Source organism: Bacillus cereus group sp. BfR-BA-01309 (genome assembly GCF_022664315.1).
In the GTDB taxonomy this organism is placed as follows: Bacteria; Bacillota; Bacilli; order Bacillales; family Bacillaceae_G; genus Bacillus_A; species Bacillus_A mobilis.
This window is the reverse complement of record NZ_JAKUHE010000005.1, coordinates 138,494-159,606: the sequence shown is the minus strand read 5'-3', so window position 1 is coordinate 159,606 and position 21,113 is coordinate 138,494. Positions and strand designations below refer to the sequence as shown.

Below are 21,113 nucleotides of genomic sequence, written 5' to 3'. Positions count from 1 at the left end.
TAAAATTAATAACTTATTTTTAATAAGTTACACTTTTTTTGTTCACAACACGATCATGTTGTTGTATAATGAAGTGGAAAATAGAATATCGGTCTATCTTCGGGGCAGGGTGAAAATCCCGACCGGCGGTGATGAACTATATGTGATTTTGTTCTAAGCCCGCGAGCCGTTAAGGCAGGATTTGGTGTGATTCCAAAGCCGACAGTATAGTCTGGATGGGAGAAGATGGAGGTTCAAGCGTTCAAAAAAGATATGGATTTGAACGTCTGTTTGATGTGCCTTAAATTCTCCCTTTGTGTAAAACACAAAGGGTTTTTTCGTTCTATGAAAAAGTAGGCATAGCAGAACCTTTCCACTTTCCATGAGAAGATCGATGGAAAAGGAGAGAGAAAGATGAAACAAAAAAACAGTGTAGTGCAGATGGTGAGTGTAGCGATGCTAAGTAGTATTGCATATTTACTGATGATGTTGGATTTCCCGTTTCCAGGGCTTCCGCCATTTTTAAAAATTGATTTTAGTGATGTACCAGCTTTAATTGCTGCGATTATTTTTGGACCAGTTGCAGGGATAATTGTAGAGGCGATAAAGAATATTTTACATTACGGGATTCAAGGGAGTTTAACGGGAGTACCAGTTGGAGAAATTGCCAACTTTATTGCAGGATGTTTATTTATTGGACCGGCAGCTTTCTTATTTAGAAAGTATCGTACTGTTAAGAGTTTAACGACAGGATTAATGCTAGGGACAATTACAATGGCGCTCATCATGAGTGTATTAAATTACATCATTATATTCCCAGCTTACACTTGGTTTTTAAATTCACCAGCTATGTCTAGCGAGGCTATAAGAACAACGGTTGTAACGGCAATCTTACCATTTAATTTGATTAAAGGAATTGTTGTGACAATTGTATTTGTAGCGTTATTCTCACGCCTGAAAGTATGGGTGTTTGCAAAAATGAAAAATGCATAAAATATAAAATAAAACCATTAGTAGTATGGAACTACTAATGGTTTTTTATTAAGTAGAATGAAAATAGAAAACAAAAAATATCCCTCATATTAATGAGGGATATTTTTTGAAGTTAATAAAAAACTATTCGAATTTTAAAGAGTCGCCGTCGAATGATTCGTCAGCAACTTTAATTGAGTCAGTTGGACAACCTTCGAATGCATCCATCATATCTTCAATTAATACATCTGGAATTTCAACGATACCTTGGTTATCGTCTAACGTTACAAATGCAATACCTTCATCATCATAATCATAAATGTCTGGTGCAGCAGCGCCGCAAGCGCCACATGCGATACAAGTATCTTTATCAACGATTGTATATTTTGCCATCTTTTTTCCCTCCTGATAATATGTATGTGAAAAGCTCGCCATAAAAATTATAACCTTATTGTAAAACGGTTTTTAAAACTTTTCAACATAAAATTATAATGATAATCCTTATCAATTAGAGTGTCAACTAATTTTTGCATTATGTCACAAGATTTTCAAAATACGTAAATGTTATTTCGTTTGGTACAATATACTATATACAAGTACATAGTGCCGATATGATAAGTTTAATCGTGCAATCATATTAAAAAGTAACTAAGTTAGATTGAAAGGTGGAAGCGGTAATGCAACTACAATATACTGTATTGTATTGTTTAAAACAATTGAATGGTGAAAGGACCGTTTCTTCTATTTATTATTTATTAAAAGGAAAACGATCTTCACAAACGTTACAAGATGGAAATATGTTCCGAATTTCTTTTTTGTTTGGAATGTATAAATCGTTAAATAGAACAGATTATGATTGTGAAGTTGCAAAGTTGTTGCAAGCAGATTTAATTCAAGAAATACATGGAAATACATATTTGTTAACATCTAAAGGTAAAATGCAGTTGCAAACATGGGAGGAAGTGTATGCTTTTCCCGCGCATTTACATGGTTTGCACTATGGAGAATTAGGTGAAACATTTTGGAAAAGAGTATCATTAATTATTCAAACTATATCTAATTTACAACAGAATAATACGAAATTTATTCCCATTCAACAAGATACAGAAATAACGGTGTGGGTGAAACGTTTTTTAACAGGTATACCGTATAGGAGAAGTGAATTGGCGAAAAGATTATGGAAAGAAATACATAATCTTTTAGGAAAAGGTGATGTGGTAGAAGCGACAATTGTAACATATCGATTAACAGGATATGAACGTATCGGTTGTACATTGCAGCAATTAGCGGAAATTACGAAACAAGATATATTTCGGGTGTATTTTTTATTTTGGGGTACAATTCACTTCTTTATACAAGAAGTTCGCGATAAAGAAAATAAATTTCCGCTATTAGCGGAAATTATATCTTACCCAAATGAGAGAGCTGAATTATTTAGTTTATCAACGAAAAAAACATATAATTTTTGGAGACAAGGACGTTCTTTAGAAGAAATAGCGACAATTAGAAATTTAAAGGTTGCAACGATAGAAGACCATTTTGTTGAAATTGCTTTACGAGAAAAAGAGTTTTCAATCGAGATGTTTATGGAAAAAGATAAAATAGATAAAGTAACAAAAGTAATTGAAGCATTACAAACACGTAAGTTGCGTGAGTTGAAACAAGCGGTTGGAGAGGGGATTTCTTATTTTGAGGTCCGTCTTGTATTGGCGCGGATGGAGGGTATAAATGAAGCTTGAGGAATATTTATATAGATGGTTTGGATATTCTGAATTTCGACCAGGGCAAAAAGGGGTAATTACAGATTTATTAGAAGGAAAAGATGTTATAGCAATGCTCCCGACTGGAAGAGGGAAGTCTATGTGCTATCAACTTCCAGGGCTAATGCAAGAAGGAACAGTACTTGTTGTATCACCATTATTATCTTTGATGGAAGATCAGGTGACACAATTAAAATATGTTGTGAAAAACCGAGTAATAGCATTTAATAGTTTTCGGACATTACATGAAAAAAGAGAAGCGATGAAAAAATTAGCTTCATATAAATTTATTTTTGTTTCACCAGAGATGTTGCAGTCGGAAGTGTTAATAAGAGAATTGAAGAAAGTTCATATTTCATTATTTGTTGTGGATGAGGCTCATTGTATTTCACAATGGGGTTATGATTTTAGACCGGACTATAAAAAACTAAATGTGGTCATTGAAAATATCGGGTCTCCTACAGTGCTAGCATTAACGGCAACAGCGACGAAAGATGTGCTACGAGATATAGTGGAGAGTTTAGATTTGAAGAAAGTGACGCAGCATGTATACTCTATTGATCGTCCAAATATTGCAATGGAAGTACAATTTGTGGAGACGATAGAGGAGAAGAAAGAAGCGCTTTTGGACCAGGTGATGTATTTACAAGGGCCAGGAATTGTATATTGTTCAAGTAGAGCGTGGACAGAACGTTTAACGGAATATTTAAGAGGAAAAGGCGTGACTGGTGTCGCTTTTTATCATGGTGGTATGGAACATGAAGAGCGTATGTTAATTCAACAACAGTTTATGAATGACCAGTTGCAGCTTGTAATATGTACAAGTGCTTTTGGTATGGGGGTAAATAAGTCGAATACGAGCTATATTATTCATTTCCATTATCCGACTAATATAGCTTCTTATTTACAAGAAATCGGAAGAGCTGGAAGAGATGGTGAACCGAGTATAGCTATCTTACTATGTAGTCCGTTAGATCACGATTTGCCAATTTCAATAATTGAAGATGAATTGCCAAGTCAGTCGCAAATACAATTTTTATTTTCTTTACTACAAGAAAGAATGTTTCAAACGAAAGAATTACCAATAGAAGAGGTAGAAGAAATTTGTTATAATGCAGCAAGATTTAATGAACAATATTGGCGTTTCATCCGCTATCATCTTGAGAAGCTTGGAATCATACAACAGCGAAAATTAAAATTAGAGAGCTTGTCAGATGAAATTATGAACAGATTAATAGCTGAAGTAGAAATAAGGCTGCGTAATAAATATAGTGAGCTAGAAAACATGAAATCATGGATACAAGTGAAAGGATGTAGACGTGAATATTTGCTGCAACAGTTCGGTTATAGAAAAGAGAACGAGTTAAAAAATTGCTGTGACTATTGTGGTATTACAAAAACAGATTATAAAAAAAGACAAGCGCAACAATCGGATTTCGACTATAATTGGGAAACAGAGTTACAAAAGCTTTTCGGTCTAGAAAAGATGGGGGAATGATGAACATTCAAAGGCATAATATTGAAGATATGAGTCCGAAAGAAATAAGGCTGAACCTGTATATCACACAGTTCATTATTATCGGTATCGGTTGTTTACTAGCATATATATTATTCCGAGATATAAAATCGGTGTATAGTCTATGGAAATGGGAACCGGTGTCTATACTTATAATAGGTGGCTTATTAGCAATTGGTATTGTGTTATTAGATTATGTTGCAATGCGAGTATTTCCAGAGTCTTGGTTTGATGATGGTGGTATTAACGATAGAATGTTTCAAGGAATGTCAGTTATGCATCTACTTGTTATTACGTTCATTATCGGTTTTGCAGAAGAATTTCTATTTAGAGGTGTAGTGCAGACGCACTTTGGAATTGTAATAGCGAGTTTAGTATTTGCAGTATTACATATTCGGTATATAAAAAAGCCATTTTTGTTTTGTTTCGTCTGTTTCATTAGTTTTGTCTTTGGTTATGTATTTCAATGGACAGGAAATTTGTTTATAACAATCTTTGCACACTTTCTTGTTGATTTTATAATGGGACTCCAATTAAGAAAATAAATGGAAGGTGGTGGTGAACAACATGAGAAAACGAATTCCTGATTTTGAAGAGGAATTAGAAGTTGAGCGAGTGGAAGAAAAAGAAAGTTTACCGCCGCGTAGTGAAATTCATAGAAATAAAGAGAAAAAAGAAAAGTTTAAAATGAATCATATTTTCGTCCGAGTTTTAACATTTCTATTCATATTACTACCAATTAGTATCTTATGGTATACAGATAAATATATTCAGGTGAAAAGTGATGGTAATAACGCTGGGAAAAGTGCGTTTGAGGTCATTTTCTTTGATTCAGCTAAATCTGAATCCGGGGCACCATCTGAGAAAGTAGTAACGCATACGGTGAAAGAGGGAGAAACTTTAGAAAGTATAGCGAAGCAATATTTTTCAGATGAAACTGGGATCGAAGTGATTAAAAAGTATAATGATTTAAAAGAAGATGAAGTGAATATAGGTCAAGAATTAAAAATTCCGATAAAAGGTAATTCCGCAAAGCAGGATAGCTAGTAACATATCTACTATAAAAACTGAGGATTATCTTTATGAGGAGGGGAGTAAAAAATATATGATATGGATTATCTTATTAAGTACTCTCATATGTATTGGTATTATATTTCTTCTTGTAATGTATACAGAAGCGATGCGTAATACTGTGTTAGAACATACTTTAATATTTGAAGAATTTCCGAAAAGTTTTCAAGAAGTAAAGGTGTTTTTTATTTCTGATATTCATAGAAGGGTCATTTCAAGTTCGTTAATTGAACAAGTAAAAGGAAAGGTAGACCTTGTAATTATTGGCGGTGATTTAGCGGAAAGAGGTGTCCCTTTATCGAAAATCTCTGCGAATATACAAAAGTTAAGAGCGATAGCTCCTGTATATTTTGTATGGGGAAATAATGATTATGAGATTGAATATCATGAATTAGATGCTTTGTTATTAGAAAATAATGTGAAAGTTTTAGATAATACAAGAGTTGTATTGGAGTCTGAACGAGGAGAAAAAATTTGTTTACTTGGTGTAGATGATGTTGGTTTGAAACGTGATCGTTTAGATTTGGCGTTGGCTGATTGCAAAGAAGATGGTTTTCGCATATTAATTAGCCATAACCCTGATATCATAAGTAAAATGTCTGGAGGAGAACAAATTTCACTTGTTTTAAGTGGACATACACATGGGGGACAGATTCGATTATTCCCATCTAAAAAACATTTAAAAGGTGGCGTATATAAGCATTCAAATATGACTCTTTTTGTTAGTAATGGGTATGGAACAACGTTGATTCCACTTCGCTTCCGAGCACCTGCTCAAACACATATTATTACGTTATGCGGAGGGAAATGATGCCAACTCTAAACGGGAAATATAACATAAAAGCTGTTTCGAATATAATTGGAATCCAGCCGAGTACGCTTCGTGCATGGGAGAGACGATATCAAATTATTGCCCCAAAGCGGAATCATGCGGGACATCGATTATATACAGAAGAGCATATTGAAATTTTGAAATGGTTAATGGACAAGGTTTCTTCCGGCATGATGATTGGACAAGCAGTTCAATTATTAGAGGGGAATCGTTTGCAGCGTAGTGTTCAAAAAGAAATACATTCCGATAGAGAAGTTGTTTTAGTGGACGACTTACTACAAGCTTTGTTAAAATTTGATGAAATTACAACTTCTGCATTGTTAAACGAGGCTTTTAGTATTTATGCAACAGAAAAAGTTATAGCAAGTATTGTTCTTCAAGTGTCAAATAAATTGTTAACGTTAAAAAATAATAATGAAGTTACATGGGTGCAATTCCAATATGTCGTATCATTTTTACAAACTCGACTAGGAATGGTGTATCATAATGCATCAGCATTTTCTTCTATACACAAAGTTGTCGTGTTAGAAAATAATATGTTGAAAGGGTTTGTTTTCTCAACGTATTTACGTTTAAAGGGATATGAGGTGATATATATTAGGTCAAGCTTAGCGGAAGATGGTATTTTGTTAGCTGTTGAGCAAATACAACCTACATATGTAGTAGTCTCTTTTGATGACGGACGAGAACTTAAGAACGTGATGGACGACATGAATTTGTTGCAAGAAAAAAATGAGAACCTTTCGGTTGGGTTTATAGGAGAAATGGGTGCTCGAGATCTGTTGAACATTCAAACATGCCTAATTGGTGATACGAAAGAAGAATGGGATGATTGGTTAAAAATGTTAGAATAGTTGTTCGAAAAGAACCATCTATTTTCTATTTCATATAATAAAAATTATATTCATTGGTTACGTAGGGAGGGTATGAGATGAGGCTGGAACGATTAAATTACAATAAGATAAAAATTTTCTTAACATTTGATGATTTATCTGAACGAGGATTAACGAAAGAAGATTTGTGGAGAAATGCACCGAAAGTACAGCAATTATTTCGTGATATGATGCAGGAAGCAAATAAGGAACTAGGATTTGAAGCGGATGGTCCGATTGCAGTTGAAGTATTTTCTCTACAAGCGCAAGGAATGGTCGTAATTGTAACGAAAGAACATCAAGATGTGGATACAGATGATGAGTTCCGTGACGAGTTTATTGAAATGCAAGTGACTCTAGATGAAAGCGAGCATATACTTTATGAGTTTGCTACACTAGATGATGTAATTAACCTGTCGAATCGTTTATATAACCTTGATGTAACTGGCGGAAAACTATATACGTGGGATGGTCGTTTCTATCTTTGGATGGAAGAAGAGGAGCAAGTTCAATTACTGAAGGCAGATTTTATAGCTATTTTAGCGGAATATGGTAATCCGTCTACAGCAACTATTTATCGTCTAATGGAGTATGGTAAAGAATTAATGGCTTCTCAAGCAATTGAACAAATACACAATTACTTTGTGAAAAAACAAAACCTTAGCTAATATAACAAAGCTAAGGTTTTGTTTTTTATTTGGAAAAATCTAAAATATTGGTCTGAAAATGTCAAAACGATCAATGGTAAAGTGGGAATCATAAATACTGGGGCATTTTTGCTTAAAAGTATCTTCTTAAGGTGTTGTATATAAGTAAAATAAAAAATATTTAAATATTTAAGTATTTTACTTTTCTAAAAGTGATAAAAGGACTATAATGATAGTGAAAACGCTTGCAACAGAAAATAGTTTGTATATATTTGTTAGCGTTTTCTATTGCATTCCAAATTTAACGGTGTATACTAGGCAATGAAGGTTTACTAAACAAGTGAAATTACAGGGGGTTTACTTACTATGGTAGCCGAAAAGGGAACTCAAACAAAAACACAACAACAAAGGGAACAACATTTTGAATTATTGAATTCGACACAAATTGTTATTAGTGAAGCATTAGAAAAATTGGGTTATCCAAACGAAGTATATGAATTATTAAAAGAACCAATTCGTATGATGACAGTGAAAATACCAGTTCGTATGGATGACGGGACTGTTAAAATATTTACAGGATATCGTGCACAACATAATGATGCTGTTGGTCCAACGAAAGGTGGAATTCGCTTCCATCCGAATGTAACAGAAAATGAAGTGAAAGCACTTTCAATCTGGATGAGTTTAAAGTGTGGTATTGTTGATTTACCATACGGTGGAGGTAAAGGTGGAATTATTTGTGACCCACGTGAAATGTCATTCCGTGAGTTAGAAAGATTAAGCCGCGGTTATGTACGAGCAATTAGCCAAATCGTAGGACCGACAAAAGACATTCCAGCTCCAGATGTATTCACAAACTCTCAGATTATGGCATGGATGATGGATGAGTATAGCCGTATCGATGAATTTAATTCACCAGGATTTATTACAGGTAAGCCACTTGTATTAGGTGGATCACATGGACGTGAAACAGCAACAGCGAAAGGTGTAACAATTTGTATTCGCGAAGCTGCAAAAAAACGCGACATTGATATTAAAGGTGCACGCGTTGTTGTTCAAGGATTCGGTAATGCTGGAAGCTTCTTAGCTAAATTTATGCATGATGCAGGAGCGAAAGTTATTGCAATCTCGGATGCTTACGGTGCATTGCATGATCCAAACGGATTAGATATTGATTATTTATTAGACCGTCGTGATAGCTTCGGTACAGTAACAAAACTATTTAATAATACAATTTCAAACAAAGAATTGTTAGAACTTGATTGCGACATTTTAGTTCCAGCTGCAATTGAGAACCAAATTACAGAAGAAAATGCTAACAATATTAAAGCGAAAATCGTTGTTGAAGCTGCAAATGGTCCAACAACATTAGAAGCAACTAAAATTTTAACAGATCGTGGCATTTTACTTGTTCCAGACGTATTAGCAAGTGCTGGTGGTGTAACAGTATCTTACTTTGAGTGGGTACAAAATAACCAAGGTTACTACTGGACTGAAGAAGAAGTAGAACAACGTTTAGAAAAAGTAATGGTAAGATCATTTGATTCTATTTATGAAACAGCACAAGTTCGTAAAGTGAACATGCGCTTAGCGGCGTATATGGTTGGTGTTCGTAAAATGGCTGAAGCAAGTCGCTTCAGAGGTTGGGTATAATATTATATTATGAGAAAACGTGATTCCTTTCGAGGGAATCACGTTTTTTTGTTGAAGTATAAGAATGAGGTGGTGTATATGGAAAATGAAATGATGGAACGAGTAGAACAATTAGAAGAAAAAGTTAAGAGGTTAGAGGGAGAACTCGCGAGAAAGACGAAATCCGAAAAAACAAGTATCGTTCGGGTGTTCGGGGAAGGACTCCTGTTTTTAATATTTGGTGCGGTTATAGTAGGGCCAATTATCGCTGTTATATTGGTAATTATTAATTGGTTTGTTGAAAAATAAAATAAAAATAAAAAAGAACGCTTGTTCTGCACGAACAGACGTGCTATACTTTCTTTAGATAAACAAAACGGAAATGATTTTAAGGAGAGATAAATGATGAAAATGACAGTAGACCAAAGATTTATGATGCCAGCAGATGTTGTAGAACGAGTGGAAGTATTAAGAAACAAACAAAGTAAGCGTGGCACATTATTACAATCAGTAAATAAATTTTTCGGTTTAGATACGAAAGAAGATTGTGTTTGGTTTTACGGTTTTTATGGAGTTGCTGTAAGTATTTTATTATTTATGGTATTCACATCAAATATTTTCGATTTTCTCTTCGCGTAAGAAATATGCGATAAGGACATTGCTACCGAATACATATATAAAGAAGTAAGGTAATCTTCTGAAGTGGGAGTTGGTAGTAATGGCGATGTTTCCTATAGAGCGTAACTATATTGGGTATGGAAGTTCACGACCGGGAATTCCTCTTTCTAAAGTAAGATTTATTGTAAGTCATGATACGGGGAACCCTGGTAGCAATGCGATAGGGAATCGGGATTACTTTAATGAAATACAACCGAAAGCTTCGGCACATACATTTATAGATGATAAAACAATATTGGAAATTGTTCCTATAAATGAAGTTGCCTATCATGTTCGATATGGTGTGCCGACAGATAATGACTTATATGGTTATGATGCCAATAAGGCTGCCATTGGAGTGGAACTTTGTTATGGCGGTGATGTTAACTTTTGGGAAGCGTATACCCGTTTTACGTGGTATCATGCGTATTTATGTCAAAACTTCGGCTTGAATCCGAAAAAAGATATCGTATCACATAAAACACTTGACCCAGCTAGAAAGATTGATCCTGAAAATGTATTAGGGAAACAAGGTATTAAATTTCAGCAGTTTTTAGCAGATGTCTATCGGATGTACGTTTCGTTTAGATGACAAATATATGAAAAATGAATACAATAAAGATAGGTGCCTACTGCTGTAAGTAGGTTTTTTCTTGTTTTTATAAATAGCGTATTGGTAGAAGACTAGGAGTGAGTTGAGTATGCAGAAAGAAACAGCTATCATAATTGGAGGCGGTCCGTGCGGATTAGCAGCAGCAATTTCGTTGCAAAAGGTAGGGATAAATCCGTTAGTAATTGAAAAAGGAAACATTGTAAATGCGATTTATAATTATCCAACTCATCAAACATTTTTCTCTTCTAGTGAAAAATTAGAAATTGGTGATGTAGCTTTTATTACAGAAAATCGTAAGCCTGTTCGAAATCAAGCGCTTGCGTATTATCGTGAAGTAGTAAAGCGTAAATCTGTACGTGTAAATGCTTTTGAACGAGTGGAGAAAGTTCAAAAAGATGGAGAGGTTTTTCAAGTTGAAACGACAAAGCGTGACGGAAGTAAAGAAATATATATAGCGAAATATATTGTTGTAGCAACTGGATATTATGACAATCCAAATTATATGAATGTTCCAGGTGAGGAATTGAAGAAAGTAGCTCACTATTTTAAAGAGGGACATCCTTATTTTGATCGAGATGTAGTAGTTATAGGTGGGAAAAACTCGAGTGTAGATGCCGCGTTAGAACTTGTTAAAGCCGGTGCACGTGTAACAGTTTTATATCGCGGAAGTGAGTACTCTCCGAGCATTAAGCCGTGGATTTTGCCGGAGTTTGAGGCATTAGTACGAAGCGGAACAATTCAAATGCATTTCGGGGCTCACGTGAAAGAAGTTACTGAACATACATTAACGTTTACAGTTGATGATGAGGCATATACAATCCAAAATGATTTTGTATTTGCGATGACTGGTTACCATCCTGATCATAGTTTCTTAACGAAGATGGGTGTTCGGATTGATGAGGAAACAGGACGCCCGATTTATACAGAGGATACAATGGAAACGAACGCTGAAAATATTTTCATTGCAGGTGTAATTGCTGCTGGAAATAATGCAAATGAAATATTTATTGAGAACGGTCGATTTCATGGGGATGCGATTGCGCAAACCATTGCAACGAGAGAAATGTAAGAAGAAGCTGTCGAAATAAATTTCGACAGCTTCTTTTTTAATCGTGCATAAACATATTTTGGATTGATTCATGAGAAGTTGTATTCTCTAATGCAACTAATAATTTAATGCGTGCTTTTTGAGCATTTAAACCGTATGTGAATACAATACCCATATCTTTTAATTGCTTGCCGCCACCTTCATATGAATATACATCTTGAACGATGCCGTTGAAACAACGAGAAACTAATACGACAGGAATTCCTTTGTTTATTAATCGTTCTAGACTAGGAAGTGTTCTTGGAGGTAAATTACCTTGTCCAAGTGCTTCAATAACAATCCCGTCTACTGGAAGGTTTTCAATTGCTGCTAACAATGTATCGTCCATACCAGCATATGCTTTTAGAACAACTACGTTTTTAGAAACTTTATTTACTGAATATGTTTCGTGATGTACTAAAGCGTGATGGAATACAACGCCGCGCTTTGTTACCATACCAATTGGTCCATACTGTGGACTCTGGAATGTTGCCACGTTACTTGTATGTGTTTTCGTTACATTTGTAGCGCAATGAATTTCGTCGTTTAATACGACTAGAACACCTTTTTCAGCTGCTTCACTACAGCTAGCGACTTTTACAGCCGATAAGAAGTTATATAGACCATCAGCGCCTAATTCATTACTAGAACGCATTGCGCCTGTTACAACGATTGGAATAGTTGCCTGCACTGTTAAATCTAAGAAATAGGCTGTTTCTTCTAATGTATCCGTACCATGCGTAATGACTACGCCATGAATGTTGTCTTGTTTTACTCTTTCATCGATGATGACTTGTAATTGTAACATTTCGCTCGGTGTCATATGAGGAGATGGTAGATGGAACACGTCTTCAACGATTAAATCAACATCGCCTTCTAAATCAGGAATAAATTTTAAAAGAGGATTTTTTTCACCTGGTTGTACGACCCCAGTTTCTTTATCTTCCTCCATTGCAATTGTTCCACCTGTGTGTAAAACTAGGATTCTTTTCAATGCTTATACCCCTTTCAAGTAAAAAAATACATTTAGAACATAACATGTTTTGAGTAAATTCGACAATGGAAATGTATAAAAGTATGCCTCGAAAATGACAATAAAGTTAGCTGCTATACGTACGATGTGTAAAACCACGAAACGGAAAGTGTAAATATAGGATAGGAGGGAGCAATTACGTTGAAAAAGGTGGAGAAAATTATTATTCGTATATTAGTAATACAATTCATTTGTCTTTCTGTTGTGCAATTGTTATTTATACATAAATCATCAGTGAAATATTTATCTAAAATTGTTTATTATGAAGGCGTCATGGTAAAAAACAAAGTAGAAACCTTACAGGTGAATAGGTAGTTTTCATTTTCTTCTATGAAGGATTATGCTACAATAATTGAGGATTTAATGACGTGAAGCAAATGAGAAGAAGCAGGAGAATACCTGCTTTTCGTTTTGTTTTATAAGTGAAAAAATGAGGTGTTACAATGGATAAACGAATTTCAATTGCTATAGATGGTCCAGCAGCTGCTGGAAAAAGTACAGTTGCGAAAGTAGTAGCGAAGAAACTTTCTTACGTTTATATTGATACAGGCGCAATGTATCGTGCGATTACATATGCAGCCCTTGAGCAAAAAGTGGACATTGAAAATGAAGAGCAGTTAATGGAAGTTGTAAAAAATGTGAATATTGAGTTTCAGCAAGGAGAAAATACACAACTTGTATTTTTAAATGGACAAGATGTTTCTGAAGTAATTCGTACACCTGATGTGACGAATCGAGTATCTATTGTGGCGAAACATCGCCTTGTTCGTGAAGAAATGGTACGTCGTCAACAAGAGTTAGCGGAAAAAGGCGGCGTTGTAATGGATGGCCGTGATATTGGTACACATGTGTTACCAGATGCTGAAGTGAAGATCTTTATGCTTGCTTCTGTTGAAGAAAGAGCAGAAAGAAGACATTTAGAAAATATGAATAAAGGTTTCGATTCTAATTTAGAGCAGTTAAAAGAAGAAATTTCTCAGCGTGATAAATTAGATTCAGAACGCGAAGTTTCTCCTCTAAAAAAAGCTGATGATGCATTGGAATTAGATACAACTTCTTTATCAATTGAAGAAGTTGTCCAAAAAATTATGAGTATTGTTTCAGGAGTGTTTGCGAAATAAAGAAAGGGGATAGCCTCTTTCTTTTTTTTGTTTGTATAGAAATGTAAAGGATACGTGAATTGTGAACCTCTTTCCTTGACAAATGATCGGATTTGTAAGAAGTTAGTAAAAGAGGGATAAAACTTTCAGAATATATTCGCTATTATATTTCAAAACATACTTTCTTCAAGATGATTTTGCTGTATACTATTTATATAGGTTTAATATATTTTCTAGTGAAATGTATGAAAACTGAGTATGTGATGATAAATTCTTAAACATGCAAATGAAAACCTTTGTTTTCATTTCGTATATACATAAAAAATGCTTTGTCAATTCTGTAGGGAGGTATTTCCATGGTAGAGAAAATGAATGAAGAAGTTATGGATTCAAAAGAATTACAAGTTGGTGACGTTGTTACAGGTTCTGTAACGAAGGTTGAAGAGAAACAAGTGCTTGTAAATGTTGGATACAAAACAGATGGCGTAATTCCAATTAGTGAATTAGCTAACGTTCATATTGAAAAAGCAAGCGATGTAGTAGAATTAGATCAAACACTAGAATTAAAGGTTATTAAGTTAGAAGAGAATGATCTTGTCTTATCTAAACGTGCTGTTGATGCAGAAAAAGCGTGGGTAGAATTACAAGAGAAATTTACTTCTGGTCATGTATTTGATGTGAATGTAAAAGATATCGTGAATGGTGGATTAGTTGTGGACCTTGGTGTTCGTGGTTTTATTCCAGCTTCACTTGTAGAAGTACATTATGTAGAAGATTTTACTGACTATAAAGGCAAAACATTAGCCGTGAAAATTGTTGAATTAGACCGCGAAAAAAATCGTGTAATCCTTTCGCATAAAGCAGTGGTAGAATTAGAACTAGATTCTAAGAAAAAAGAAGCAATCTCTTCATTAAAAGAAGGAGACGTTGTTGAAGGAACAGTACAACGATTAACTGATTTTGGTGCTTTCGTAAATGTTGGTGGTGTGGACGGTTTAGTTCATATTTCACAAATTTCACACGAACGTGTAGAGCAACCTTCTGAAGTATTAGAGCAAGGGCAAAAGGTAAAGGTAAAGGTGTTATCTGTTGATGCGGATACACAACGTATTTCTTTATCAATTAAAGCAGCTCAACCAGGACCTTGGGAAAATGTGGCTGGCGAACTAAAAGCTGGAGATATTCGTGAGGGCGTAGTAAAACGTCTTGTTACATTCGGTGCATTCGTTGAGGTTTTACCTGGCGTTGAAGGTCTTGTGCACGTATCTCAAATTGCAAATCGTCACGTGAAAAATCCAAGTGAAGTATTGGAAATGGGACAAGAAGTAAAAGTGAAAGTGCTTGAAGTCCATGTAGCAGAGAAACGTATTTCTTTAAGTATAAAAGAAGCGCTTGAGGAAAATAATGTAATTGAAGATTACAGTCAGTATGAGCCAAATGCTGATTCTGCTACTTTCCAATTAAGTGATATTATTGGTGAACAACTGAAAAAATTAAAGAAATAAAGAGGGGTACAAGTGGTAAGGGCAAAACGTAAATTAGATCATATTGAATACGCTCTTTCTACTGGTCAGTCTCGTACGCATGGCTTTCATGATATTGATTTTGTGCATCAAGGTTTGCCAAATTCAAGTTATGACACAATAACATGTGAAACAAAAATCGGCGAACTTTCACTAAGTTCGCCGATTTTTATCAATGCGATGACTGGTGGTGGAGGAGAGAAAACGTTACATATTAATGAGCAATTAGCATATGTAGCGAAACATCATAACCTTGCTATGGCTGTAGGTTCGCAAATGGCGGCGTTAAAAGATGAAAGTGAGGCTGCTTCTTATAAGATTATTAGAAAAGTAAACCCAAATGGTATTTTCTTTGCTAATTTAGGTAGTGAGGCAACTATCGAACAGGCAGAGCGTGCAGTTGATATGATTGAAGCGAATGCATTGCAAATTCATTTAAATGTCATACAAGAGTTAACAATGCCAGAAGGAGACCGTGACTTTACTGGTGTACTTCAGCGCATTGAGAAAATTGTTTTAAATAGTAAAGTTCCTGTCATTGTAAAAGAAGTTGGATTTGGGATGAGTAAGGAAACGGTACAACAGTTAGCGAGCGTAGGTGTAACGGCAATTGATATTGGCGGACAAGGTGGTACGAATTTTGCTGCTGTTGAAAATGAAAGAAGACAGCGAATGCTTTCTTATTTTAATAACTGGGGCATACAAACAGCAACCTCGATTATTGAAGCAACCTCTACAAATAATAACCTCTCTTTTATTGCATCTGGGGGTATACAAACAGCGCTTGACGTAGCGAAAGCAATCGCATTAGGGGCGAATACAACTGCGTTTGCTGGTTACTTTTTACGTATTTTAATGCAAGATGGTATTGAGAAGTTAGTGGATGAAATTGATCTTTTACATACAGATTTGAAATTTATTATGACAGCTCTTGGTGCGAAGACGATAGAAGAGTTACAGGCTGTACCTCTTGTTGTAAAGGGTGAAACATATCATTGGTTAACGCAGCGTGGTATTGATACGACGCATTATAGTAGAAGATAAAAAATCAACCGTTTGGTTGATTTTTTTGTTTTCTGCTCTTTTTTAGTAATATAAAGTGAGGAATGAATTAATATTCTATCAAAATAAAAAATAAAATTATTATTATTATGTATATAAACATTGGTTTGTGAAAATTGCGACTGAAATAGAGGTTGGAAAATGTAGGTATTGTACGTCTGAATGATGGGGGATGGTTTGATTTTGTCAAAGGAAATAGATGGAGGTAAAAATAAATCCTAGAAAGGTTTATATATAAAATATTATTTCGATATAAGTAAAATGTAAAAGACGGTTTCGTACAATATCGAAACCGTCTTTTTGTATTCATTAGTGCTGATTCTGCTTGCGAGCTTGCTCTGGTGTATCTAGTCCAGTTGCACCTGGATATTGTAGTGATTGGTCACGATCAGATTCAACGCGGCGTGATTCTCTTAGTTTTCGTTCTTGACGATCTTTACCCATAATGAATAGCACCTCCTTATTAAAAGTGTTGCTGTTATATGAAAAAACTATGCGCGAAGAAAGTGGATTAACTTTCATAAAAAGTTCCCATAATGGAAAACATAGGAGGTGAAATGATGGAAGGGAGTACTTTTTATTTTATAGCTTGGATAGGGTGGATTGTCGTAACTTTTTTTATGAAAAAGGATTCTATTCGGTGGAAGCTAAGCGCCTGTATATTGATTTTTATTATTTGCTCTCCGTTACATGTAACGATTGCTTCATTCACAGTATCAGTAAATGCACTTTTGCTTTGTATTGTTGCTTTTATAGGAATCACGCTCTATTCTATTTGGAAAAAATTATATACCTTACTTTCGGCACTTATTATTGCAATGTTATATACAAGTTTTCATTTGTTAGAAGTATATGATCCAATTTGGATTGTAGTGGATAGGCTGTTTTTGTTAAGTAGTGCTCTTGTGTATGCATCGGTTTTATTACACGAAGATCGCATATTACGATTATGTTCTCTTTATGTAGGAATGTTACAGGGAGAATTGTTTGTGACACTTATTTTTCGGAAACTACACTTCCCTTACGATTACGGTAGCTTAGCGTTTTTTGATATCGTCGCCGTTTCTACATTGTTTATGGCAATTTTGTTTTGGATTGCAAAAGCATCAGTATATATGGAACAGTTCAAAGGGAAAACACGTAAAAGAAAGGCGAGGGTAATACATGACTGAATATACACCGGCCATTTTATGCGGAGTAATAGCAGGGACAGTAACGAGAGTGCTAATGCTTCGGACAGATACGCGTCAATATCCGACGAGACTCCACGGGAAAATTATTCACGTTGCGATGGGGTTAATTGCAGCGGCTTTAGGAGCAATTGCGATTCCGTCAATTTTGAAAAAAGATTTTTCTGCTATTACGTTTCTTACATTGGCAGCAACACAGTTTCGTGATGTGCGTAATATGGAAAGAAATACACTTCAACAATTAGATGGATATGAGCTCGTACCGCGTGGAAATACATATATTGAAGGGATTGCATTAGTTTTTGAAAGTCGGAACTATTTGGCGATGTTAACGTCGTTTGCAACGACGTTTGCATATATAGGGTTCCGTTCATGGATTGCTGGAGTAATTATGGCTATCATCGCATTTATTATCGCGAAAAAATTAATGTCGGGCAAAAGGTTACATGATCTTGTTGATATCGAGCATGTTCCACTTCGTTTTGAAGGAGCGGGGCTGTATATTGATAATATTTACATTATGAATATTGGATTGCCAGCAAGGCAAGAGGAAATTATGAAATATGGAATGGGCTTTATTTTAAGGCCGAAATCAATTGATGCGATGGTGACAATCTCAAACTTAGGACAACGACAGGCTATTTTACATGATGTTTCTGTCGCTTTAGGGATTTATAGAGATTCTGGCACGCCGGCGCTTGTGCCGTTAGCAAAGCGTGATTTAGAAGATGGTAGGGTTGGGATTTTTGTCTTGCCACAAGATCAAGATGCAGAGAAAGCGATAGGTGTCATAGGGAATGTGCCGACGTTAGAAAGTGCTGTTCATATGTCATCGGAAGCCCCAAAAGGAAGGGGAGATAAGGGATGATGTTAGAAAGTGTAATTTTAGCGGTTATTACAACAGCGCCGGAGAAATTTGCTGGTGGTGCCCCTTTGTTTACTTGTGAATCGACAGAGGAATTAGAATTTGTTGCAAATAATTTAGAGGCAATTTTAGATGGTATTGCGCATCGCTTACAAGAGAATGTATATATTATTGTGAAACATTAGCAACGTGTGGTATAATGTGAGGTGTTTTGATACGCTGAGAAATATTCTGGAATGCAAATCCCTTCTTGCACAAAGAAGGGTTTTTTACATAATAAACAGAAGCAAGTTGAAAGGATGAAAGTATATGCCGAAACCAGTAATAGCAATAGTAGGCCGCCCGAACGTAGGAAAATCTACTATTTTCAATAGAATTGTTGGAGAAAGAGTTTCAATCGTAGAAGATATACCAGGTATAACGCGAGACCGTATTTATAGTGCGGGAGAATGGTTAAATCATGAGTTTAACATCATTGACACAGGTGGAATTGATATTGGAGACGAGCCGTTCTTGACACAAATTCGTCAACAAGCGGAAGTAGCGATTGATGAAGCAGATGTTATCATTTTTATGACGAATGGTCGCGATGGTGTAACTGCAGCAGATGAAGAAGTTGCTAAAATTTTATATCGTTCTAAAAAACCAATTGTACTTGCGGTAAATAAGGTTGATAATCCAGAAATGCGTAGCGATATTTATGATTTTTATGCATTAGGATTTGGCGAGCCATTCCCGATTTCAGGTACACACGGCTTAGGACTTGGTGATTTGTTAGATGAAGCTGCAAATCATTTTCCGAAGATTGAAGAAGAAGCATACGATGATGAAACAATCCGTTTCTCTTTAATTGGACGTCCAAATGTAGGGAAATCATCACTTGTAAATGCACTTCTTGGTCAAGAACGTGTAATTGTAAGTAATATAGCGGGAACGACACGTGATGCTGTTGATACGCCATATAGTAAAGATGGTCAAGATTATGTAATCATTGATACAGCTGGTATGCGTAAAAAAGGGAAAGTATACGAAAGCACAGAAAAGTATAGTGTACTTCGTGCACTTAGAGCGATTGAACGTTCTGACGTTGTTTTAGTCGTTTTAGACGGAGAAGAAGGAATTATTGAACAGGATAAAAAAATTGCTGGATATGCTCATGATTCAGGACGTGCTGTTATTATCGTCGTAAACAAATGGGATGCAGTGAAAAAAGATGAAAAAACAATGAAAGCATTTGAAGAAAACATCCGTGCTCATTTCCAATTTTTAGAGTACGCACCAATTGTATTCTTATCTGCGAAAACGAAAAAACGTACACAAACATTATTACCAGTTATTAATGAAGTAAATGAAAGCCATAGCATTCGTATTCAAACGAACGTATTAAATGATGTAATTATGGATGCGGTAGCGATGAATCCAACGCCAACTCATAATGGAAGCCGTCTGAAAATCTTCTATGCGACACAGGTTGCGGTAAAACCACCAACATTTGTTATATTTGTAAACGATACAGAGTTAATGCACTTCTCATATGAGCGCTTCTTAAAGAATCGTTTACGTGAAGCATTCGGTTTTGTAGGAACGCCGATTCACATTATCGCTAGAGCAAGAGACTAATGGAGAGGATGTGATTTTATGACAAAAATCACAGTAGTAGGAGCAGGTAGCTGGGGAACAGCGTTAGCGATGGTATTGGCTGACAATGGGCATGATGTACGAATTTGGGGAAATCGATCTGAACTTATGGATGAGATTAATACGAAACATGAGAATAGTCGATACCTTCCAGGAATTACATTGCCAAGCACAATCGTAGCCTACTCTTCTTTAGAAGAAGCATTAGTAGATGTAAATGTAGTACTTCTTGTAGTGCCAACGAAAGCGTATAGAGAAGTATTGCAAGATATGAAGAAATATGTAGTGGGTCCGATTACTTGGGTTCATGCAAGTAAAGGAATTGAACCTGGTACGTCGAAACGTATTTCGGAAGTGATTGAGGAAGAAATTCCAGAGAACTTGATTAAAGACGTTGTTGTGCTGTCTGGACCGAGTCATGCTGAAGAAGTCGGTTTACGTCAAGAGACGACGGTTACGTCTGCAGCAAAGCGTATGGAAGCGGCTGAGGAAGTACAAGACTTGTTTATGAATAGCTACTTCCGTGTATACACAAATCCAGATATCGTTGGAGTTGAGCTTGGTGGTGCGTTAAAAAATATTATCGCATTAGCTGCTGGAATAACTGATGGTCTTGGATTAGGTGATAATGCGAAAGCAGCATTAATGACACGTGGTTTAACAGAGATTGCTCGTTTAGGTAGAAAAATGGGCGGAAATCCGTTAACGTTTGCTGGTCTAACTGGAATGGGAGACTTAATCGTAACTTGTACAAGCGTTCATAGCCGAAATTGGCGCGCTGGAAATATGCTTGGAAAAGGGCACTCTTTAGAAGAAGTGTTAGAAAGTATGGGTATGGTTGTAGAAGGTGTGAGAACAACGAAGGCTGCTCACGAATTAGCTGAGAAAATGGAAGTTGAAATGCCGATTACAGCTGCTTTATATGATGTGCTATTCAATGGGAATAATGTGAAAGATGCAGTAGGCTCATTGATGGGGCGTGTTCGAAAACATGAAGTGGAAGCTATACCAGACTTACTTTAAAGAAAAGCGACAGAAGTACATTTGTACTTCTGTCGCTTTTT

At 35.6% G+C, this 21,113-nt stretch carries 25 protein-coding genes and 1 riboswitch; of the genes, 22 read left to right on the top strand and 3 right to left on the bottom strand.

From position 1 onward, the window contains the following. The first annotated feature begins 91 nt into the window (after positions 1-91). Positions 92-231, top strand: a riboswitch (FMN riboswitch). A 162-nt stretch (positions 232-393) separates the two neighbouring features. Further along, positions 394-972, top strand: a complete 579-nt coding sequence (locus MR115_RS11815) for an ECF transporter S component (protein ID WP_000810851.1) — start codon at positions 394-396, stop codon at positions 970-972. 123 nt (positions 973-1,095) lie between these two features. Here the strand turns inward: MR115_RS11815 and MR115_RS11810 are convergent, their stop codons facing one another. Beyond that, positions 1,096-1,344: a ferredoxin gene (locus tag MR115_RS11810; RefSeq protein WP_001151994.1), complete on the bottom strand. Its 249-nt coding sequence runs from the start codon at positions 1,342-1,344 to the stop codon at positions 1,096-1,098. Between the two features lie 284 nt (positions 1,345-1,628). Here MR115_RS11810 and MR115_RS11805 point away from each other — a divergent pair, with 284 nt between their 5' ends. The 12 genes from MR115_RS11805 to MR115_RS11750 all read left to right on the top strand — a co-directional run bounded on the left by MR115_RS11805 (position 1,629) and on the right by MR115_RS11750 (position 11,620). Continuing rightward, positions 1,629-2,690 carry a YpbB family protein gene (locus MR115_RS11805; protein WP_242241381.1) on the top strand — a complete coding sequence of 354 codons (1,062 nt, stop codon included), beginning with the start codon at positions 1,629-1,631 and terminating at the stop codon, positions 2,688-2,690. After that, complete coding sequence (locus MR115_RS11800) at positions 2,680-4,209, top strand: RecQ family ATP-dependent DNA helicase (RefSeq protein ID WP_242241379.1); 1,530 nt, start codon at positions 2,680-2,682, stop codon at positions 4,207-4,209. The genes MR115_RS11805 and MR115_RS11800 overlap by 11 nt, the downstream gene beginning before the upstream one ends. Beyond that, positions 4,209-4,772: a CPBP family intramembrane glutamic endopeptidase gene (locus MR115_RS11795; protein ID WP_073517756.1), complete on the top strand. Its 564-nt coding sequence runs from the start codon at positions 4,209-4,211 to the stop codon at positions 4,770-4,772. Before MR115_RS11800 ends, MR115_RS11795 begins: the two co-directional genes overlap by 1 nt. 22 nt (positions 4,773-4,794) lie before the next feature. Then, positions 4,795-5,274, top strand: a complete 480-nt coding sequence (locus MR115_RS11790; protein ID WP_242241378.1) for a LysM peptidoglycan-binding domain-containing protein — start codon at positions 4,795-4,797, stop codon at positions 5,272-5,274. 58 nt (positions 5,275-5,332) lie between these two features. Further along, positions 5,333-6,109 (top strand): metallophosphoesterase, encoded by a 777-nt coding sequence (locus MR115_RS11785; RefSeq protein WP_242241376.1) that lies wholly within the window; start codon positions 5,333-5,335, stop codon positions 6,107-6,109. After that, complete coding sequence (locus MR115_RS11780) at positions 6,109-6,984, top strand: MerR family transcriptional regulator (RefSeq protein WP_242241374.1); 876 nt, start codon at positions 6,109-6,111, stop codon at positions 6,982-6,984. Before MR115_RS11785 ends, MR115_RS11780 begins: the two co-directional genes overlap by 1 nt. A gap of 77 nt (positions 6,985-7,061) precedes the next feature. After that, positions 7,062-7,670 carry a genetic competence negative regulator gene (locus MR115_RS11775; RefSeq protein ID WP_001235391.1) on the top strand — a complete coding sequence of 203 codons (609 nt, stop codon included), beginning with the start codon at positions 7,062-7,064 and terminating at the stop codon, positions 7,668-7,670. Positions 7,671-8,015: 345 nt separating this feature from the next. Next, entirely contained in the window at positions 8,016-9,302 is a 1,287-nt protein-coding gene (gudB, locus tag MR115_RS11770) for an NAD-specific glutamate dehydrogenase (RefSeq protein WP_000225171.1), read from the top strand. 78 nt (positions 9,303-9,380) lie between these two features. Next, positions 9,381-9,590, top strand: coding sequence for a hypothetical protein (locus MR115_RS11765; RefSeq protein ID WP_242241372.1), 210 nt, complete (start codon positions 9,381-9,383; stop codon positions 9,588-9,590). A gap of 93 nt (positions 9,591-9,683) precedes the next feature. After that, complete coding sequence (locus MR115_RS11760; RefSeq protein WP_001983018.1) at positions 9,684-9,920, top strand: DUF3961 domain-containing protein; 237 nt, start codon at positions 9,684-9,686, stop codon at positions 9,918-9,920. Positions 9,921-9,999: 79 nt separating this feature from the next. Next, positions 10,000-10,530 (top strand): peptidoglycan recognition protein family protein, encoded by a 531-nt coding sequence (locus MR115_RS11755; protein ID WP_001240648.1) that lies wholly within the window; start codon positions 10,000-10,002, stop codon positions 10,528-10,530. A 109-nt stretch (positions 10,531-10,639) separates the two neighbouring features. Next, positions 10,640-11,620 carry a YpdA family putative bacillithiol disulfide reductase gene (locus tag MR115_RS11750; RefSeq protein WP_242241370.1) on the top strand — a complete coding sequence of 327 codons (981 nt, stop codon included), beginning with the start codon at positions 10,640-10,642 and terminating at the stop codon, positions 11,618-11,620. 37 nt (positions 11,621-11,657) lie between these two features. Here MR115_RS11750 and ansA read toward each other — a convergent pair whose 3' ends face one another. After that, positions 11,658-12,632 carry an asparaginase gene (ansA, locus tag MR115_RS11745; protein WP_071721983.1) on the bottom strand — a complete coding sequence of 325 codons (975 nt, stop codon included), beginning with the start codon at positions 12,630-12,632 and terminating at the stop codon, positions 11,658-11,660. Positions 12,633-12,812: 180 nt separating this feature from the next. Between ansA and MR115_RS11740 the strand changes: the two genes are divergently transcribed. From MR115_RS11740 to MR115_RS11725, 4 genes are all read left to right on the top strand, one after another. After that, entirely contained in the window at positions 12,813-12,986 is a 174-nt protein-coding gene (locus tag MR115_RS11740; protein ID WP_080492753.1) for a YpfB family protein, read from the top strand. A gap of 128 nt (positions 12,987-13,114) precedes the next feature. Then, positions 13,115-13,792: a (d)CMP kinase gene (gene cmk, locus MR115_RS11735; RefSeq protein WP_242241368.1), complete on the top strand. Its 678-nt coding sequence runs from the start codon at positions 13,115-13,117 to the stop codon at positions 13,790-13,792. Between the two features lie 335 nt (positions 13,793-14,127). After that, a complete protein-coding gene (gene rpsA, locus MR115_RS11730) occupies positions 14,128-15,276 on the top strand; it encodes a 30S ribosomal protein S1 (protein WP_242241365.1) in 1,149 nt (382 codons plus the stop codon). Positions 15,277-15,288: 12 nt separating this feature from the next. After that, positions 15,289-16,338 carry a type 2 isopentenyl-diphosphate Delta-isomerase gene (locus tag MR115_RS11725; RefSeq protein WP_063261763.1) on the top strand — a complete coding sequence of 350 codons (1,050 nt, stop codon included), beginning with the start codon at positions 15,289-15,291 and terminating at the stop codon, positions 16,336-16,338. Between the two features lie 327 nt (positions 16,339-16,665). Here MR115_RS11725 and MR115_RS11720 read toward each other — a convergent pair whose 3' ends face one another. Beyond that, complete coding sequence (locus MR115_RS11720) at positions 16,666-16,800, bottom strand: YpzI family protein (protein ID WP_000513900.1); 135 nt, start codon at positions 16,798-16,800, stop codon at positions 16,666-16,668. Between the two features lie 116 nt (positions 16,801-16,916). On the opposite strand from MR115_RS11720, the gene MR115_RS11715 reads away from it, so the two are divergent. From MR115_RS11715 to MR115_RS11695, 5 genes are all read left to right on the top strand, one after another. Further along, positions 16,917-17,528, top strand: coding sequence for a YphA family membrane protein (locus tag MR115_RS11715; protein ID WP_063261762.1), 612 nt, complete (start codon positions 16,917-16,919; stop codon positions 17,526-17,528). After that, positions 17,521-18,414, top strand: coding sequence for a YIEGIA family protein (locus MR115_RS11710; RefSeq protein WP_061677810.1), 894 nt, complete (start codon positions 17,521-17,523; stop codon positions 18,412-18,414). The genes MR115_RS11715 and MR115_RS11710 overlap by 8 nt, the downstream gene beginning before the upstream one ends. Next, positions 18,411-18,596 (top strand): capping complex subunit for YIEGIA, encoded by a 186-nt coding sequence (locus MR115_RS11705; RefSeq protein WP_061677809.1) that lies wholly within the window; start codon positions 18,411-18,413, stop codon positions 18,594-18,596. Before MR115_RS11710 ends, MR115_RS11705 begins: the two co-directional genes overlap by 4 nt. 124 nt (positions 18,597-18,720) lie before the next feature. Beyond that, on the top strand, positions 18,721-20,031 hold the full coding sequence (gene der, locus MR115_RS11700) for a ribosome biogenesis GTPase Der (RefSeq protein WP_001125888.1): 1,311 nt from the start codon (positions 18,721-18,723) through the stop codon (positions 20,029-20,031). 18 nt (positions 20,032-20,049) lie between these two features. Beyond that, positions 20,050-21,072 (top strand): NAD(P)H-dependent glycerol-3-phosphate dehydrogenase, encoded by a 1,023-nt coding sequence (locus MR115_RS11695; RefSeq protein ID WP_242241363.1) that lies wholly within the window; start codon positions 20,050-20,052, stop codon positions 21,070-21,072. Positions 21,073-21,113: the final 41 nt, after the last annotated feature.

Excerpts from the sequence above, each read along its gene's own strand:
- MR115_RS11780 (WP_242241374.1), top strand. The coding sequence starts at position 6,109 with ATGCCAACTCTAAACGGGAAATATAACATAAAAGCTGTTTCGAATATA.
- MR115_RS11755 (WP_001240648.1), top strand. The coding sequence starts at position 10,000 with ATGGCGATGTTTCCTATAGAGCGTAACTATATTGGGTATGGAAGTTCA.
- MR115_RS11805 (WP_242241381.1), top strand. The coding sequence starts at position 1,629 with ATGCAACTACAATATACTGTATTGTATTGTTTAAAACAATTGAATGGT.
- MR115_RS11765 (WP_242241372.1), top strand. The coding sequence starts at position 9,381 with ATGGAAAATGAAATGATGGAACGAGTAGAACAATTAGAAGAAAAAGTT.
- der (WP_001125888.1), top strand. The coding sequence starts at position 18,721 with ATGCCGAAACCAGTAATAGCAATAGTAGGCCGCCCGAACGTAGGAAAA.
- MR115_RS11715 (WP_063261762.1), top strand. The coding sequence starts at position 16,917 with ATGGAAGGGAGTACTTTTTATTTTATAGCTTGGATAGGGTGGATTGTC.
- gudB (WP_000225171.1), top strand. The coding sequence starts at position 8,016 with ATGGTAGCCGAAAAGGGAACTCAAACAAAAACACAACAACAAAGGGAA.
- MR115_RS11750 (WP_242241370.1), top strand. The coding sequence starts at position 10,640 with ATGCAGAAAGAAACAGCTATCATAATTGGAGGCGGTCCGTGCGGATTA.
- MR115_RS11790 (WP_242241378.1), top strand. The coding sequence starts at position 4,795 with ATGAGAAAACGAATTCCTGATTTTGAAGAGGAATTAGAAGTTGAGCGA.
- MR115_RS11810 (WP_001151994.1), bottom strand. The coding sequence starts at position 1,344 with ATGGCAAAATATACAATCGTTGATAAAGATACTTGTATCGCATGTGGC.
- MR115_RS11760 (WP_001983018.1), top strand. The coding sequence starts at position 9,684 with ATGATGAAAATGACAGTAGACCAAAGATTTATGATGCCAGCAGATGTT.
- MR115_RS11720 (WP_000513900.1), bottom strand. The coding sequence starts at position 16,800 with ATGGGTAAAGATCGTCAAGAACGAAAACTAAGAGAATCACGCCGCGTT.
- MR115_RS11815 (WP_000810851.1), top strand. The coding sequence starts at position 394 with ATGAAACAAAAAAACAGTGTAGTGCAGATGGTGAGTGTAGCGATGCTA.
- rpsA (WP_242241365.1), top strand. The coding sequence starts at position 14,128 with ATGGTAGAGAAAATGAATGAAGAAGTTATGGATTCAAAAGAATTACAA.
- MR115_RS11800 (WP_242241379.1), top strand. The coding sequence starts at position 2,680 with ATGAAGCTTGAGGAATATTTATATAGATGGTTTGGATATTCTGAATTT.
- MR115_RS11695 (WP_242241363.1), top strand. The coding sequence starts at position 20,050 with ATGACAAAAATCACAGTAGTAGGAGCAGGTAGCTGGGGAACAGCGTTA.
- MR115_RS11775 (WP_001235391.1), top strand. The coding sequence starts at position 7,062 with ATGAGGCTGGAACGATTAAATTACAATAAGATAAAAATTTTCTTAACA.
- MR115_RS11710 (WP_061677810.1), top strand. The coding sequence starts at position 17,521 with ATGACTGAATATACACCGGCCATTTTATGCGGAGTAATAGCAGGGACA.
- cmk (WP_242241368.1), top strand. The coding sequence starts at position 13,115 with ATGGATAAACGAATTTCAATTGCTATAGATGGTCCAGCAGCTGCTGGA.
- MR115_RS11795 (WP_073517756.1), top strand. The coding sequence starts at position 4,209 with ATGAACATTCAAAGGCATAATATTGAAGATATGAGTCCGAAAGAAATA.
- MR115_RS11785 (WP_242241376.1), top strand. The coding sequence starts at position 5,333 with ATGATATGGATTATCTTATTAAGTACTCTCATATGTATTGGTATTATA.
- MR115_RS11705 (WP_061677809.1), top strand. The coding sequence starts at position 18,411 with ATGATGTTAGAAAGTGTAATTTTAGCGGTTATTACAACAGCGCCGGAG.